General features: G+C 60.8%; 15 protein-coding genes. 12 read left to right on the forward strand and 3 right to left on the reverse strand.

Features of this window, described 5'->3' with window-relative positions:
• Positions 1-14 precede the first annotated feature (14 nt).
• Positions 15-2,258, forward strand: a complete 2,244-nt coding sequence (locus IV109_RS06725) for a molybdopterin cofactor-binding domain-containing protein (protein WP_296694072.1) — start codon at positions 15-17, stop codon at positions 2,256-2,258.
• Between the two features lie 49 nt (positions 2,259-2,307).
• On the opposite strand, the gene IV109_RS06730 is transcribed toward IV109_RS06725, so the two are convergent.
• On the reverse strand, positions 2,308-3,708 hold the full coding sequence (locus IV109_RS06730; RefSeq protein ID WP_296694076.1) for an MATE family efflux transporter: 1,401 nt from the start codon (positions 3,706-3,708) through the stop codon (positions 2,308-2,310).
• A gap of 217 nt (positions 3,709-3,925) precedes the next feature.
• Between IV109_RS06730 and IV109_RS06735 the strand changes: the two genes are divergently transcribed.
• From IV109_RS06735 to IV109_RS06750, 4 genes are read left to right on the forward strand one after another with little or no spacing between them, the layout of a single operon-like run.
• Positions 3,926-4,216: a DUF1330 domain-containing protein gene (locus IV109_RS06735; protein ID WP_296694078.1), complete on the forward strand. Its 291-nt coding sequence runs from the start codon at positions 3,926-3,928 to the stop codon at positions 4,214-4,216.
• A 43-nt stretch (positions 4,217-4,259) separates the two neighbouring features.
• Positions 4,260-4,649 (forward strand): response regulator, encoded by a 390-nt coding sequence (locus tag IV109_RS06740; protein WP_296694081.1) that lies wholly within the window; start codon positions 4,260-4,262, stop codon positions 4,647-4,649.
• Positions 4,646-5,275, forward strand: a complete 630-nt coding sequence (locus IV109_RS06745) for a chemotaxis protein CheC (RefSeq protein ID WP_296694083.1) — start codon at positions 4,646-4,648, stop codon at positions 5,273-5,275. Before IV109_RS06740 ends, IV109_RS06745 begins: the two co-directional genes overlap by 4 nt.
• A gap of 5 nt (positions 5,276-5,280) precedes the next feature.
• Complete coding sequence (locus IV109_RS06750; protein ID WP_296694085.1) at positions 5,281-5,790, forward strand: chemotaxis protein CheD; 510 nt, start codon at positions 5,281-5,283, stop codon at positions 5,788-5,790.
• Positions 5,791-5,809: 19 nt separating this feature from the next.
• On the opposite strand, the gene argH is transcribed toward IV109_RS06750, so the two are convergent.
• Complete coding sequence (gene argH / locus IV109_RS06755; RefSeq protein WP_296694088.1) at positions 5,810-7,261, reverse strand: argininosuccinate lyase; 1,452 nt, start codon at positions 7,259-7,261, stop codon at positions 5,810-5,812.
• Between the two features lie 102 nt (positions 7,262-7,363).
• Here argH and IV109_RS06760 point away from each other — a divergent pair, with 102 nt between their 5' ends.
• The 4 genes from IV109_RS06760 (at position 7,364) to IV109_RS06775 (ending at position 10,234) form a co-directional block, all read left to right on the forward strand.
• Positions 7,364-8,401, forward strand: a complete 1,038-nt coding sequence (locus tag IV109_RS06760; protein WP_296694089.1) for a histidine kinase — start codon at positions 7,364-7,366, stop codon at positions 8,399-8,401.
• Between the two features lie 34 nt (positions 8,402-8,435).
• Entirely contained in the window at positions 8,436-9,170 is a 735-nt protein-coding gene (locus IV109_RS06765) for a LytTR family DNA-binding domain-containing protein (RefSeq protein WP_296694314.1), read from the forward strand.
• Positions 9,171-9,233: 63 nt separating this feature from the next.
• Positions 9,234-9,869 carry a 7-carboxy-7-deazaguanine synthase gene (gene queE / locus IV109_RS06770; protein WP_296694093.1) on the forward strand — a complete coding sequence of 212 codons (636 nt, stop codon included), beginning with the start codon at positions 9,234-9,236 and terminating at the stop codon, positions 9,867-9,869.
• Positions 9,866-10,234 (forward strand): 6-carboxytetrahydropterin synthase, encoded by a 369-nt coding sequence (locus IV109_RS06775; protein ID WP_296694096.1) that lies wholly within the window; start codon positions 9,866-9,868, stop codon positions 10,232-10,234. The genes queE and IV109_RS06775 overlap by 4 nt, the downstream gene beginning before the upstream one ends.
• 10 nt (positions 10,235-10,244) lie before the next feature.
• Here IV109_RS06775 and ppc read toward each other — a convergent pair whose 3' ends face one another.
• Entirely contained in the window at positions 10,245-13,094 is a 2,850-nt protein-coding gene (gene ppc / locus IV109_RS06780) for a phosphoenolpyruvate carboxylase (RefSeq protein ID WP_296694097.1), read from the reverse strand.
• A 104-nt stretch (positions 13,095-13,198) separates the two neighbouring features.
• Here ppc and hemC point away from each other — a divergent pair, with 104 nt between their 5' ends.
• The 3 genes from hemC to IV109_RS06795 all read left to right on the forward strand — a co-directional run bounded on the left by hemC (position 13,199) and on the right by IV109_RS06795 (position 16,091).
• Complete coding sequence (gene hemC, locus IV109_RS06785; RefSeq protein ID WP_296694099.1) at positions 13,199-14,152, forward strand: hydroxymethylbilane synthase; 954 nt, start codon at positions 13,199-13,201, stop codon at positions 14,150-14,152.
• Between the two features lie 2 nt (positions 14,153-14,154).
• Positions 14,155-14,958: a uroporphyrinogen-III synthase gene (locus IV109_RS06790; protein WP_296694102.1), complete on the forward strand. Its 804-nt coding sequence runs from the start codon at positions 14,155-14,157 to the stop codon at positions 14,956-14,958.
• A 122-nt stretch (positions 14,959-15,080) separates the two neighbouring features.
• Positions 15,081-16,091 carry a uroporphyrinogen-III C-methyltransferase gene (locus IV109_RS06795; RefSeq protein ID WP_296694317.1) on the forward strand — a complete coding sequence of 337 codons (1,011 nt, stop codon included), beginning with the start codon at positions 15,081-15,083 and terminating at the stop codon, positions 16,089-16,091.
• Position 16,092: the final 1 nt, after the last annotated feature.

A 16,092-nucleotide genomic window follows, 5' to 3' on the forward strand; every position in this document is an offset into this window, starting at 1 on the left:
GCATAGAGAGCCCCATGAATACTCAACTCAACATGAAGCGTCGCACATTTCTCGGTGCAACCACGGCCAGTGGCCTGACGATTGGCTTTGCCATGGTTGGTCTGACCCCGTCTGGAAGCGCAAACGCAGCCACAGGCAATACGGTCAATAGCTGGCTGAACGTCGGTACAGACAACAGCATCACATTGACCGTGGGACCCTGCGAAATGGGGCAGGGCTCAAGTTCAAGTTTGGCGCAGATTCTCTCGGAAGATCTGATGGTGGATTTCAGCCGGATTGCCATTGTGCAAGGTGAGCCCAATCTCGCGTCGTCGGCGATCGGCACGGCGATCGTAGCTGGTGGCTCCAGCGTCATTCGCAACAACTACTGGAAGTTCCGTAATGCCGCAGCCATTGCCCGGGAGACCTTGGTCATGGCCGCCATGGCCCGACTCCAGGACAGCAATCGAAGCAACTTCACCGTGAGCAATGGTGTGATCATGCACAACTCCGGTCAAACTCTGGCCTACGGCGCGGTTGCTGCGGATGCGGCATTGCTGAAGCCACCCATGTCGGCACCTTTGGTGCCCGATTCCCAATTGAAGGCAATTGGCAAATCTCTGCCGCGTCTGGATATTCCTCTCAAGGTGGACGGAAGTGCGAAGTACGGCATCGACATCCGCCTGCCCGGCATGTTGTTTGCTGTCATCAAGCACAGCCCAAGCTTCGGTGGAACCCTGGCAGTCACGCCAGGCGTGCCTGCCGGTGCCTTGGCTGTTGTTCCGATCAATGTTGGCGCAGGGCTTGGCCGAGGGGCGGACGCTGCGGGCAATGTGAACGCTGTAGCCGTTGTGGCTGCGACAACGTGGGATGCCATGCGTGCCGCGCGTGGTTTGAGCGTGAAATGGAACGTGCCTGCCGCGGCTGCCAACTGGAATAGCGCGCAGTTTGTCGCGGATGCGCAAGCGTTGGCCATCAATGCAACGCCCTTTGTGGCTGGGGCAGTGAACCCTGCGGGCACGCTTTACACAATTGAGAACATGGGCGACGCCAAGGCTGCGCTGGCCACGGTTGTGTCCGGTCGCAAAGTGATAGATGCCACCTATGTTTTTCCCTACGTATCGCATGCCTGCATGGAGGTTCTCAATTGCACGGTGGACTATGTGCCGGATGTGCGCTGCACCATTTATGCGCCGACGCAAGTGGCCAATGCCGCATTGACGCGGGTGTTGCAATTAACGGGTCTCACGGCAGACAAAGTGGCTTTCCACACGACGATGCTCGGCGGGGGGCTGGGGCGCAAGCTGGAGATTGATTTCATCAGCCAGGCTGTCCAGCTTGCGATGGCCCTGAAGAGGCCCGTTCAACTGGTCTGGCCTCGGGAGGAAGACTTTACCCACGACCAGTATCGACCCATGGCCGTGGTTCGTTCCCGGGCCGCAGTGGATGCCATTGGCAATGTGGCGGCCTGGACTTACCGCAATGTGTCGCCATCGATCCGGGCCCAGCGCGGTACCGTGCTGACGGCTGCGGGCGACAGTCAAGGTTATGAAGCTTCGCAGGGTTTGCCCTACACGTTCGGCAGCCGTTTGACGGAGTGGGTCAATTGTCCGTCGCCAATTCCTGTGGGTTACTGGCGCTCGGTGGGCGCATCCATCAACACCTTTGCGGTAGAGTCAATGATGGATGAGTTGGCTGCGGCGTGCGGCATGGATCCTGTGCAGTTTCGCCGTTCCAAGCTCAGTGGCGACGCACGCTGGCTGGCTGTGCTGGAGCGGGCGGCCACCTTGAGCAACTGGGGCAGCACCGGAACCACCGGCACCGCGAAAGGCATTGCCATTGGTGCGGCATTCAACAGCATTTGTGCTGCGGTGGTGGAGGTTTCCGGGACCAGTGCAACGTCGTTCACCGTCAAGCGTGTCTCCGTGGTGCTGGATGCCTACATGACTGTGAATCCCGGCAATGTGGAAGCCCAATTGGCGGGGGGCGTGGTACACGGATTGAATGCTGCACTGTATGGTCAGCAAACGTTTGTCGGTGGTGTTGCCCAGCGACGCAACTTCAATTCCAACCGGATGATGCGCCTGAAGGAAATGCCGCAAGTCAGTGTTGCGCTCATCCCGAACCCAGCAACGAGCGACAGTACGAAACTCATCGGGGGTGTGGGCGAGTTGGGGGTTCCTACAGTGGCTCCCGCACTGGCCAACGCGGTGTTCAGGCTGTGTGGTCAACGAGTGCGCAATCTCCCCTTCTTTCCGAATGCCACGATGGGCGGCTGAGAACCCGGTCCTGTAGCTCGCCGCAGTGGCTCCAGGCTGCGGAGGCGTCTTATGGCGACTGCCGTGCCCAGCTGCCCAGCCCGATGGAGCCGGCAATCATCAGGGCATACACGGCAAAGCCTGTGGCGATGACGAAGAACAGTCCGCCTACAGGCAGATGCAGCACGTGCACGACAATCCAGCCGCCGAGTGCAACCACCACGATCCGGGAGACACTTGCCGCAATGGGCCAGAACATCCGGCCCGCGCCCTGCGAGGCAAAAAACAGCGCCAGGCCAAGACCGAATAGCCCATAGCAGGTCCCCACCACATGCAGGTAGTCAGCACCCAGGGCCCGCACGGCGAGGTCGCTACTGAAGTGGTTCATCCACAAGGCGGGCTCAATCGCCGCTGTCAGGCCGATGCCGCCAGTGATGGCTGCAACCACGAGGCTACCGGTCCAGGTTGCCTGCAATGCGCGCTTGTGCTGTCCCGCCCCCATGTTGGTGGCAACCAGTGTTGTCAACGCGGTACCGAAGCCAAATGCGATGGGGATCATGATGAATTCAAGCCGTGCCGCTATGCCAAAGCCGGCCAGGGCTGAAGTGCCGTAGCTGCCGATCAATGCCGTGGCGACGGCAATGGAGCCGTTGCTCAGCAAAGGACTCAGCGAGGCCGGCGCACCCACACGCATGATGGTGCGCAGCAGCCTGGCCTGTGGTCGCCACCCTGCGCTTTGCAGCTGCACCGGACCCCTGGCCCGAATCAAGTGGACGGCCAGGGCTATGGCGGCAAGCATATTGGTGCACACGCTGCTCAGGGCCGCACCGGCCACGCCCAGGCCAGCCCAAGGTCCCCAGCCAAACACCAGCAGCGGACTCAACAACACGTGGGCGCCTGCGGCCGCCATCAGCATCATGGACGGCAGGAGCATGTTGCCTGAGCCGCGCACAATGCCTGCCAGTACATTGGTCAGCCATATTGCCAGCACGCCGCCAAAGAACACGTTGGAATAGGCCATGGCGGCACTGAGCGTCGCCGCCTTGCCGCCCATGAGCGTATAGATGTTGCGCCCGAACCCGAGCATCAGCACCGTGAACAACGCAGCCAGGGCACAGGCGATCAGAATCGCCTGCTGAGCCAGGCGATTGGCTTCGTTGCCATTGCCACTTCCCAGCGCGCGCGCCACAGCCGCTGATACCGCGCCACCGATGCCACCGGCCGACATCTGAAGCATCAGCATCGAGAGCGGAAATACCAGGGCCACTCCGGCCAGCGCATCGGCTCCCAGGCGCCCCAGGATGAATCCGTCGTAGCCGATGACGATGGTCATGGCGAACAAGCCCATGATGTTGGGCGTGGCCAGACGCCACAACATGCCAAGCAGCGGTGCATGCAGCAGGTCGCGGGTCCGCGCGGCCATGGCCGTGGAGGTCGGAGCCGCTGCTGCGTTGGTCTTCATATTGGCCATGTGACGTGCAGCCCCTGATGCGTTCCTTGCAGGCTTTGGACGGGGTTCATGCAGCTGTTCCTTTTCGGTGTGTTTGTATTTATATTGTATATGCAACAATTGCAGTTGCAATAATTAAGACAGTCTGCGAACCACTTCATCAGCCCGAAATTTGGACTTTGTCCAAGGCAGTGTTAATCTGATTCAAATTTTTTTACCTGATCGAATTGGAGAAACTATGGCTGCCTATCTGGTGGTTGATTCCGAGCTCACCGATCCCGAGCTGTACGAGGGCTATAAGGCGCGGGCCAAGCCGCTGGTCGAAAAATATGGCGGTGAGTACCTGGCGCGTGGCGGCAAGGTCTCCCTCAAGGAAAGCGACTTGTGGGCGCCGACCCGTATGGTGCTGGTCCGATTTCCGACCAGGGAGGACGCTGAACGTTTCTATCAGTCTGATGAATACCAGGAGGTTCTCACCATCAGCAAGCAATCGGCCAGACGCACTGTGTTCATCCTTGACGGTATGTGACCCAACATAGTATTTTCTGAACCTTAGCAAGAAAGGAGATCCAATGTCCCAAGATGAAGCGCTGATGGTGCGCAAGTTGTTGATTGTTGATGACAGCAAAGTGTCGCGAATGCGGATTCGTGCTTTCTTTACGTCTCACTGCCCGCAATGGACTATTCAGGAGGCAGCCGCTGGCGATGAAGCTCTGGTGATGGCCGCCAAAGATCAGCCCGATTTTGTGACCATGGATGTCAACATGCCGGGCATGAGTGGTTTTGAAACCGCCCAACTCATGCTGATGCGCAGCCCCAAAATTCGCGTGGTCATACTGACTGCCAACATTCAGGAGGGTAGCCGCCAGGCCGCGGCTTCGCTGCGGCTCCATTTTGTGGCCAAGCCCGCCACCGAAGCCTCCTTGCAGCAGGCGCTGGACTACTTGCTTGCTCCCCTATGACTGAACTGGGTGAGTTGGAGCTGGATGCGCTCACCGAAATTTTCAATGTCGGTGTTGGCATGGCAGCCGATGCCTTGTACCAGATGGGGGGAGAACATGTGCCCTTGTCGGTCCCCGTGGTCGAATTGACCAGCCAGCAAGCTGCCATCAGACATTACCAGGCTCAAGAGCAACGACCGTTGTGCGCCATTCGGCAAACCTACAGCGGTGAATTCAGTACCGATGCAATTTTGATGTTTCCTGAAGACAACAGTCTTGAACTGGTGCGTCTGATAGTGGGTGGTGATTTGCCGGCAGAGCAGCTCGCCGGGATGGCGCAAGACGCCATGGCAGAGATTGGGAACATCGTCCTGAATGCTGTCATTTCCAATCTTTCGTCGACCTTGAATTTGCCACTGGAGGGCTCCTTGCCCACGGTGAGTGTGCTCAGACCCGATGGCATTTTTAGCCAGGACGCAAATAGCAACTCCGGATCTGTTGAGTCCGCACCTTTGCTGGCCCTGATGATTGATTTTCAGTTGAGTACCCGCGGAGTGAACGGGTATCTGGCCTTTTTGCTGGACGTCCCGGCCTGCGAGAAGCTGGGCAAACGCCTGACGCAATTTGTCAATGGTTCCTTGGCGTAACTCCCATGGTCACCGAACGTCGCAAAACCCCACCCCTGATGTCAGGGCAGAAGGTTGTGCCCATTGAACTGATGCCCGGTGATGTGGCCTTGGGACTGGCCGGTGATCAGCTTAAAACCTTGTTGGGATCATGCGTCAGTGTCATCCTGACGGACCCCCGGCGTACGGTTGGAGCCATGTGTCACATCGTGCATGTGGGGCGGCCCAATGCGGCCAATGCGGGCAATACCGCCTTTGGCGAAGTCGCGATGCAGGACATGTTTGACCGCTTGATCGGGGTGGGCATTCCCCCGGGACGCTGCCATGCCTATGTGTATGGCGGGGGCAATATGTTTCCGCAGATGTTCTCTACAACGCACGTGGGTGCCAAAAATGCAGAGTGGGTGCTGGACTATCTGAACGACTGCGGCATTGTCGTGGTCGACGAGCACCTGGGCGGCAGCGGTTACCGCAAGGTGTCGTGGACTGTGGGGCGGGAGGCGCCTGTCGTCGAGAACGTGCGGTCAGGCTTGTGACAGGCGTGCGTCTACCGCCTCAGGCCAGCCGTGCCCGATGCCGCGCAATTTGTGTCAGCACTTGCCGGGGCGCCGTGCCACCCAGAATGTCACGTGCATTCAATGAACCCCGCAGGCTCAGCACGTCGTAGACATCCTTTTCGATGCTGGGGTTGAATCCCTGCAAAACCGCCAGCGGCAACTCGGACAAGTCAACCTGATGCGAGATGGCGGCTTTCACCGCGTGGGCGACGGTCTCATGCGCATCGCGGAAGGGCAGACCCTTCTTGACCAGGTAGTCGGCCAGATCGGTCGCCGTGGCATAGCCTTTGAGGGCGGCGCGCTCCATGGCTTCGGGTTTGACGCTGATGCCGCCTTCCTTCACGCCGGTGGCAGGGTTGAGTTGGCCGCCGACCATCTCGCTGAAGATGCGCAGCGTGTCCTTCAGGGTGTCCACGGTGTCAAACAGCGGTTCCTTGTCTTCCTGGTTATCTTTGTTGTAGGCCAGGGGCTGGCCTTTCATCAGGGTGATCAGGCCCATCAGGTGGCCGACCACGCGGCCGGTCTTGCCACGCGCCAGCTCGGGCACATCGGGGTTTTTCTTCTGCGGCATGATGGAACTGCCCGTGGTGAAGCGGTCCGCAATCTGGATGAAACCGAAGTTCTGGCTCATCCACAAGATCAGCTCTTCGCTGAAGCGGCTGATGTGCACCATGCACAGGGATGCGGCGGCGGTGAATTCGATGGCGAAGTCGCGGTCGCTCACGGCGTCCAGGCTGTTCTGGCACACCTGCGGATGGCCCTTGTCATCCACCATGCCCAGGGTTTTGGCGACGCGTTCGCGGTCCAGCGGATAGCTGGTGCCGGCCAGTGCCGCCGCGCCCAGCGGCAGACGGTTGGTGCGTCGGCGCACGTCGGCCATGCGCTCAGCATCGCGGCTGAACATTTCTACGTAGGCCAGCATATGGTGGCCAAAGCTGATGGGCTGCGCCACCTGCAGGTGGGTGAAGCCCGGCAGGATCACCTCGACGTTCTTCTCGGCCACCTCAATCAATGACTTTTGCAGGTCGATCAACAGACCGCCAATCAGGTCGATTTCGTCGCGCAGCCACAGCCGCACGTCGGTAGCGACCTGATCGTTGCGCGAGCGGCCGGTGTGCAGGCGTTTGCCGGCAATACCCACCAACTGCGTCAGTCGCGCTTCGATGTTCAGGTGCACGTCTTCGAGGTCTAGCTTCCACTCAAAGGTGCCGGCTTCGATTTCCGCTGCAATGGTGCTCATGCCCTGTTGAATCGCCGCATGGTCTTCGGCCGTAATGATCTTTTGAGCCGCCAGCATGTCGGCGTGGGCCAGCGAGCCCGTGATGTCGGCCTGCCACAGCCGCTTGTCAAAAAACACACTGGAGGTGTAGCGCTTGACCAAATCGCTCATGGGCTCGGAGAATAAGGCGGACCAGGCTTCTGATTTTTTGTCGAATTGGTTGTGTGACATGAAATTGGCCGACGGCCTGCGATGGCCGTGCAAAGGGTTGAGGTTATGGCCAGGGCTTCTGGCAGCAGATCATCAATAATGGAACGCTAATCCCGATTATTAATGCAAGACTCCCAAATTTTATCGATCTTCCAGGATCCGGCCTCAGAGCCGCCGACGCCCGCGCCTGCAAGGGTGCTGGTGTTCGACGCCTGCCATGTGGGGGTGGTGTTACGCACGGTACTGTTTGTTGAGCTGGTGGTGGGCGTGGGGGCTATGTATGGGGCCGCCACGGTTTTGGACTGGTTGACGCGTCTGGCCTTGCTCACGGGTGGCGCCCTGCCGGCAGCCCTGGTGTGGCTGATCCTGGCCTGCATGCTCAAGACGGTGCTGGCGCGCCTGGGCGCCGTCACCCAGCAGGTGGCTGGAGTAGCCCTGGGCGCTGTGGCGGGCTTGTATGGCTGCGGCGTGCTGTGGATGGCGGGTCTGGTGGACCCGGCGCCCTGGCTGGCCTGCGCTTTCAGTGGGGCTTTGCTGGCGGCTGCGCTGGTGGCGGCACTGGTGTTGCGCGCCAAGGGGCGAACGCCGGCCGCCACGGCGGCACGCCTGACTGAATTGCAGTCCCGGATCCGCCCCCATTTTTTGTTCAACACGCTCAACAGTGCGATTGCACTGGTTCGCGCTGAGCCCGCCAAGGCCGAGGCCTTACTGGAAGACTTGAGCGATTTGTTTCGCCATGCTCTCATGGATCGGGGCGAGTTTGTGACGCTGGCCGATGAAATCAGTCTGGCGCACCGCTATCTGGATATTGAGCAGGTGCGCTTTGGCGATCGGCTCCAGATCAAATGGGACCTCGACCCCGCAGCATCTGCAGCCCGCTTGCCCCCCTTGCTTTTGCAGCCGCTGGTGGAAAACGCGGTCAGGCACGGTGTCGAGCCCAGTGCCAGCGGTGCCCAGGTGCGTATTTCCACGCAGCGCCGCGGCTCGCGGGTTGTCATCAAGGTGATCAACACGGTGCCGGCGGGCCAGGGGCCGCGTGGCAGCGGTTTGGCGCTGGACAATGTGCGCGATCGATTGAGCCTCCTGCACGATGTGCAGGGCCAGTTTCAGACCAGTTTCAAGGGCGGGGTGTTTCAGGTTCGGATCGAGGTGCCGACATGAGGATTGGGGCAGTTTTCAGCGGAGGTGAGCCGTGCTGAGGGTGTTGATTGTGGATGACGAGGCGCTGGCACGTTCGCGTTTGCGGACCCTACTGGGGGATTGCACTACGCCCAGCGCTTGCGTGGAGGCAGAAGCCGCCAATGCCGCCCAGGCGGTCGAGTGGCTGCAGCGGCATCAGGCCGATGTGGCCTTGATTGATATTCACATGCCCGGCGCCGACGGCCTGACTTTGGCGCGAACCCTGCGTGCGCTGCCCAGTCCGCCTGCCATCGTGTTTGTGACGGCGCATGCCGAGCACGCCGTGCAGGCCTTCGAGCTGGAGGCGCTGGACTACCTGACCAAGCCGGTGCGTCTGGAGCGTTTGCAGACAACGCTACAAAAAGTGGAGCGATCAAGGCAATCGGAACGAGGGCCAGAGGCGAATTCCATGGAGGAAGTCCTGATCATCCAGGACCGGGGCCGGACCGAGCGGGTCCCTTTGCTGCAGGTCTTGTACCTGAAGGCCGAACTCAAGTACATCACGGTGCGTACCAGGGACAAAAGCTACATCCTCGATGGTTCCCTGAGTGAACTGGAAGAAAAATACAAGAGTCAGTTCATGCGCATTCACCGCAATGCCTTGATAGCACGCCGTGCGGTGCGCTCCTTGGAGAAACACTTTGATGCCGAAGAGGGCGAAGGCTGGGCGGTGCGACTCAATGGCATTGATGAGTTGCTGTTTGTGTCGCGGCGGCAGCTGGCGGCCGTGCGCGAGCTTATTGCCGGGTAGCCCATTTCCGAGCTTTCGCCGATCCTGCGAAAATCAGCGGTTAGGGAATTTTCAAGGCAAGTCATGACTTACTCGGTCAAAGAGATTTTTTATACGCTCCAAGGTGAAGGTGCCCAGTCCGGCAAGGCGGCGGTGTTTTGCCGTTTTGCCGGCTGCAACCTCTGGAGTGGCCGGGAGGAAGACCGCGCCGGTGCAGTGTGCCAGTTTTGCGATACCGATTTTGTCGGGACGGATGGCACGGGTGGCGGCAAGTTCACCTCTGCTGAGGCATTGGCCGAGGCCGTGGTCAAAGCCTGGGAGCCTGTCGGCGAATTGCATCGCATGGTGGTGCTGACCGGGGGGGAGCCTTTGTTGCAGGTCGATGAGCCACTGATTCAGGCTTTGCATGCGCGCGGCTTTTTCATTGCCGTCGAGACGAATGGCACGGTGGCCCCGCCGCCGGGGCTGGACTGGCTATGCGTCAGCCCCAAGAGCGATGCCGAGCTGGTCATTCAAGGCGGCAATGAAATCAAGCTGGTGTACCCCCAGGCAGGGGTGGACCCGGCCCGGTTTGAGAAGCTGGCGTTTGATCATTTTTTCCTGCAGCCCATGGACAGCGTACTGCGTGCTGACAACACGGCCCGGACGATTGACTATTGCCAGAAACACCCTCAATGGCGCCTTGGTGTGCAGTCGCACAAAATCATCGGGATCCGGTGATGTTCGAGATCAGCCAGCGCTTTTTCTTTGATGCCGCGCATACGCTCAAACGCGAGATTGAGACCGAGGGCAGCCGCCGGGTGCATGGGCACACCTACCATGCCGAGGTGTTTGTCAAAGGTGAGCGGGTCGGTAATTCCGGCATGGTGATGGACCTGGGCTTTGTCCGGCGCGAAGTCGAAACCTTGCGCGCCAAGCTGGACCATCATTTCCTGGACGAAGTGCCCGGCCTGGGTCCGGCCACACTGGAAAACCTGTGCGCATACATCTGGCGCGACCTGGCGCCACGGATCCCGGGCTTGTCGGCTGTCACCGTGGAGCGAGGCTCCATCGGCGACAAGTGCACCTACCGTCCGGCGGTTTGATCCTTCCGGGTCAGCCGGTGTTTCTCAAGCCGGCTGCAATCCCGTTGATGGAAATGTGAATGCCGCGCTTGACGCGCTCGTCGCTTTGTCCGGCGCGGTAGCGGCGAACCAGTTCGACTTGCAGGTGATGCAAGGGGTCGATGTAGGGGAAGCGATGGCGCATGGAGCGTTGCAGCGCGGCGTTGTTGGCCAGGCGCTGTTTGTCACCGGTGATCATGCCCAGCGCACCAGCGGTGCGGTGCCATTCAGCCTCAATTGCCATGAAGATTTTCTTGCGCAGGCGGGCATCGGTCACCAGTTCTGCATAGCGGGCGGCCAGCGCCAGGTCGCTCTTGGCCATCACCATGTCCATGTTGGAGAGCAGTGTCTTGAAGAATGGCCATTGTCGGTACATCTGTTGCAACAGCGCCAGTCTTTCCTTGTGCGTATCTTTGCGCGCCGGACTGGCGTCCTGGTTCAGGAACAGCTCGATGGCCGAGCCAAAACCATACCAGCCTGGCAGCGTCAGGCGGCACTGGCCCCAGCTGAAACCCCAGGGAATGGCGCGCAGGTCCTCGATTTTTTGAGAAGCTTTGCGTGAGGCCGGGCGTGAGCCGATGTTGAGTTCGGCGATTTCACGGATTGGTGTCGAGTCAAAGAAGTACTCGGTGAATCCGGGTGTTTCGTACACCAGTTTTCGATAAGCCGCCATGCTGGTGCTGGACAGCTCGGCTGCGGCTTGCAGGAACGGCCTGGTGGCCGGCTTGGTGGGTTGCAACAGGGTGGCTTCCAGCGTCGCGGCCACCAGTGTTTCCAGGTTGCGCCGGCCAATCTCGGGGTTGGCGTATTTGGAGCCGATGACTTCTCCCTGCTCGGTCAGGCGGATCTGGCCGCGCACCGTGCCGGGGGGCTGCGCCAGAATGGCCTGGTAGCTGGGGCCACCGCCACGGCCCACCGTGCCACCGCGGCCGTGGAACATGCGCAGCTGGATGGCGCGCGCTCCCTTGGTTTCAAGGGCGAGCTGGTCAAACAGCTCCACCAGGGCAATCTCGGCCCGGTACAGCTCCCAGTTGCTGGTGAAAATACCGCCGTCCTTGTTGCTGTCGGAATAGCCCAGCATGATGTCCTGTTCTGCGCCGCTGCGTCGCACCAGTTGGGCGATGCCTGGCAGGGCATAGAACTCGCGCATGATGGGTGCGGCATTGCGCAGGTCTTCGATGGTTTCGAACAAGGGCACCACGATCAGGTCGCAGGTGGCCTGGGCATCCAGTGTGCTGCGCATCAGCCCCACTTCTTTTTGCAGCAGCAACACTTCCAGCAAATCGCTGACCGTCTCGGTGTGGCTGATGATGTAGTGGCGTATCGCCTGCGCACCAAAGCGTTCACGCATCTCCTTGGCGGTCTCGAAAATGGCCAGCTCACTGCGGGCATGGGCCGAGTAGTCGGCACCCATCACGCGCAAGGGTCGCGCATCGCTCAGCAGGCGCAACAGCAGATCGCGCTTGGCCTGCTCATCGAGCTTGGCGTAGTCCGTCTCAATGCGCGCCATCGCCAGCAGCTCGGCCACCACTTCTTCATGCTTGTCCGAGCTCTGGCGCAAATCCACGGTTGCCAGATGAAAGCCAAATACCTCTACCGCCCGAATCAGCGGGTGCAGGCGTTGCGCGGCCAGCACCGCACCATGCTGGGCCAGCAAGGATGTTTCGATGGTGCGCAGGTCGGCCAGAAACTCTTCCGCCGATTTGTACGCATTTTGCGGGGCCACCGCATGGCGTGCAGCCTCTCCGCCGGTCAGGTCCTTGAGTGCCGAGGCCAGTCGTGCATAGATGCCAATCAGGGCACGCCGATAGGGCTCGTCCTTGCGGTGCTCGTTGGTGTCGGGCGATCGTTCCGCAAGCGCCTGCATGTCGGCAGGAAAGTCCACCAGCATGGCCGAGAGCGAGAGTTCGCCGCCCAGGTAGTGCACTTCCGTCAGGTAGTGGCGCAGTGCCACATCGGCCTGGCGGCTCAGGGCGTGCATCAGGGTTTGCGCGTTCACATTGGGGTTGCCGTCACGGTCGCCGCCAATCCATTGCCCCATGCGCAAAAAGCTGTGCACCGGGTGCTGGCCCAATTCACGTTCCAGATCGGCATACAGCTTCGGGATTTCACGCAGGAATGTCGCCTCGTAGTAGCTCAAGGCGTTTTCCACCTCGTCGGCCACGGTGAGTTTGGTGAAGCGCAGCAGTCGGGTCTGCCACAGTTGCATCACGCGGGCAAGCATCTGCTCTTCGTTGGCGGCCAGTTCGCGGGGTGTCAGAGCGTCCTTGTTGGCGTTGAGCGACGCCGCCTTGACCTTGATGTCGTCTCGCGCGCTGAGCAACTGGGCGATATCGCGCTCTGCATCCAGAATGCTTTTGCGTTGGACTTCGGTCGGGTGCGCGGTGAGCACTGGCGACACAAAGCTGTTGGCGAGCGTGTTGGCTATTGTCTTGGGCGCTATTCCCGCCCAGCGCAGGCGGGCCAGGGCCACTTCAATACTGCCTTCCTGGGTGTCGCCCGCACGCTCGTGGATGGCCCGGCGGCGGATGTGGTGTCGATCTTCCGCCAGGTTGGCCAAATGACTGAAAAAGGTGAAAGCCCGAATCACGCTCACCGTCTGGTCGCCGCTCAGACCCTTGAGCAGCTTCTTCAGCGCTTTGTCCGCCTCATGATCGGCATCGCGCCGAAAGGCCACCGACAGTTTGCGAATCTGTTCGATCAGCTCGAACGCGGCCAGCCCTTCCTGCTCGCGAATCACATCGCCCAAAATCCGGCCCAACAGGCGAATGTCTTCCACCAGCGGGCGTTCATTGTCTTTGGTGCGCCCTGTCGACGCGGCAGTTTTTTGAGGATTGTTCATGGTGTTCTTCGAAGGGTGTTGCCCGCATGGTGGCAACCGTGGTCATGCTAGCATTCCCGGCTACCCCAAGATTACAAACAGGTTACGGCCTTGAGCCCCAGCGTATGAGCAATTTGACAATCACGATCGCAACACGAGAAAGCCGCTTGGCCATGTGGCAGGCCGAGCACGTTCAGGCCCTGCTGCAGCGTTTGGGGCATCAGGTGAGCCTGCTGGGTATGACCACCAAGGGCGACCAGATTCTGGACCGTTCCCTGAGCAAGGTCGGTGGCAAGGGCCTGTTTGTCAAGGAACTCGAAGTAGCGCTCGAAGAGGGACGGGCCGATCTGGCCGTGCACTCGCTCAAAGACGTACCCATGGAGTTGCCGGAAGGCTTCAGCCTGGCCTGCGTGATGGAGCGGGAAGACCCGCGCGATGCCTTGGTGTCCAACCGCTTTGACACACTGGAAAGCCTGCCCCAGGGTTCCGTGGTGGGTACCTCCAGCCTGCGGCGCATGGCGCTGCTGCGCGCCCGCCGCCCGGACCTGAAGATCGAGCCCTTGCGCGGCAACCTGGACACGCGCCTTCGCAAGCTGGATGACGGTCTGTACGACGCCATTGTTCTGGCCGCAGCCGGCTTGAAGCGACTGGGGCTGGGTGAGCGCATTCGCGAGATTTTTGAGCCTGCCGTGATGTTGCCTGCAGCCGGTCAGGGCGCGCTGGGCATTGAAGTGTGCACCCACAGGCAGGACGTCATGGATGCCTTGGCGCCTCTTGCGCATCAAACCACCTGGCTGGCTGTTGCGGCCGAGAGGGCGGTGAGCCGGGCGATGGGCGGAAGTTGTTCCATGCCGCTGGCCGCGTTTGCCCGACTGGACGGCGACATATTGCACATCGACGCAGCCTGGGGTGACCCCGAAGGGGTGCTGGAGCTGGTGTGTGTTCAAGCCAGGGCGCGCGTGACCGATCTGGCAGGTGCCACCGCACTGGGCGAGCGTGCTGCGGCCAGCCTGCGTGCCGGGGTTGTGGCCAAGGGCGGATCGGTTTTGCTGTCGGGTGAGTCCCAGGGCACACCCTGATCATGCGAGTCATCGTGACCCGTCCGGCGCGGGAAGCGCATCGATGGGTGCTGGATCTGGCGGCGCAGGGCTTGGAGGCGGTGGCTTTGCCCTTGATCAGCGTGGGGCCGGTGGATGATCCCTGGCCTCTCGTTCAGGCATGGCAGCATCTGGATGACTATGTGGGTGTGATGTTCGTCAGTGGCAATGCCGTTGAGCATTTTTTTGCGTCAAAACCACCGCTGTCCCTCGTTGCCAAAGCGCATAACGCTATAAAAACAAGAGCGTGGGCTACGGGGCCCGGCACCGCCAGGGCTTTGTCGCGGGCAGGCGTCACGCCTGATTGCATGGATGTCCCGCCGCTGGATGTGGGGCAGTTTGATTCCGAAGCCTTGTGGCAGGTTGTGCAAACGCAGGTGCGACCCGGGGACCGGGTGCTGATCGTGCGCGGCGGCGACGCGGTGGGCAGTTCGGGCCAGGGCAGCGGGCGGGAGTGGTTTGCCAACCGGTTGTCGCAAGCGGGTGCCCAGGCTGATTTTGTGGTGGCCTACCAGCGCAGTGCCCCCGCGTTCACTGAATTGGAGAGGCAGCTGGCTGTGGACGCGGCCACCGATGGTTCGGTATGGCTCTTCAGCAGCACCGAAGCGTTGGGCCATCTCACCGCCTGGCTACCCGATCAAAGCTGGGGCCGGGCACGTGCGCTGGCAACCCACCCGCGCATTGCGGCTGCAGCCAGGGCGGCCGGTTTCGGCGTGGTCGTGGAGTCCCGCCCGACGCTCAATGAGCTGGTGAACGCGCTCCGTCTTTCAGGCTCGCCATCGGTCTGAAGCGCTGACAGGTTCGATGCCCAACACTTTAGAATCGTGCCATGAACTCTGATCCCGACGCTCACACATCCGACCGAACGGGCGTGGATTTGCCCCCGGTGGCGCCTGCGGCGCCTGAGACAATGGGCAGCGAGGCCGCCACACCCGGTTCTGTGACCATCGATCGTCGGGTCATCACGGGTTTGTTGGCTGTCTCCGTTGTCGCCCTGTTGTCCAGCGGGTTTTTGTGGCAAAAGCTATCTTCGATTCAGGAGCAACTGGCTCGTCAGAGTGCCGAGGCGGGTATGCAGTCGGTAGAGGCCCGGACCGTGGCCAAGCAAGCCCAGGAGCTGGCACGAGAGACTGCAGCCCGGCTTGCCGTGTCAGAGGCGCGTTTGAGCGAGGTTGCGCTGCAGCGAACCCAGCTTGAAGAGTTGATGCAGAGCCTGTCGCGCTCACGGGACGAAAATCTGGTGGTCGATATCGAGTCGGCCATTCGGCTGGCGCAACAGCAGGCCCAGCTCACCGGTAGCGTCGAACCCTTGCTGGCCGCACTCAAAAGCGCCGATCAGCGGGTGGCCAGAGCGGCGCAACCCCGGTTGACACCCTTGCAGCGGGCCATCGGACGTGACATTGATCGCATCAAGTCGACGGCGGTCAGTGACACGCCGGGCTTGTTGGTGAAACTCGATGAGCTTGTGAACTTGGCGGATGAACTGCCGATTGCCAATGCGGTGCCGTCGGCGACCGCCATGGCCTCCGTCAAACGCGCCGGACCAGAAGTCGTACCCGTCTGGTGGCAGCGGGGTTTGCAGGTTTTGCGTGAGGAAATGCGCGGTTTGTTGCGGGTCAGCCGTATTGAGCAACCTGAGGCGGCCCTGTTGTCACCCGAGCAGTCTTTCTTCATGCGGGAAAACCTGAAGCTCAAGCTGCTCAATGCCCGTTTGGGGCTGCTGTCCCGGCAACTGGAATCGTCCCGGGCAGATCTGGCCGCCGCTTCCATGCTGCTTGGCAAATATTTCGATACATCGTCGCGCAAGACCCAGACCGCGGCGAACCTGCTGTTGTTGGTGCAGGGTCAAATGAAGACGCTGCAATTGCCCCGGGTTGATGAAACCCTTGCGGCGCTTGCCACCGCGGCCGCAGGGAGATAGG

This window comes from Rhodoferax sp. (assembly GCF_018780565.1).
Taxonomy (GTDB): domain Bacteria; phylum Pseudomonadota; class Gammaproteobacteria; order Burkholderiales; family Burkholderiaceae_C; genus Rhodoferax.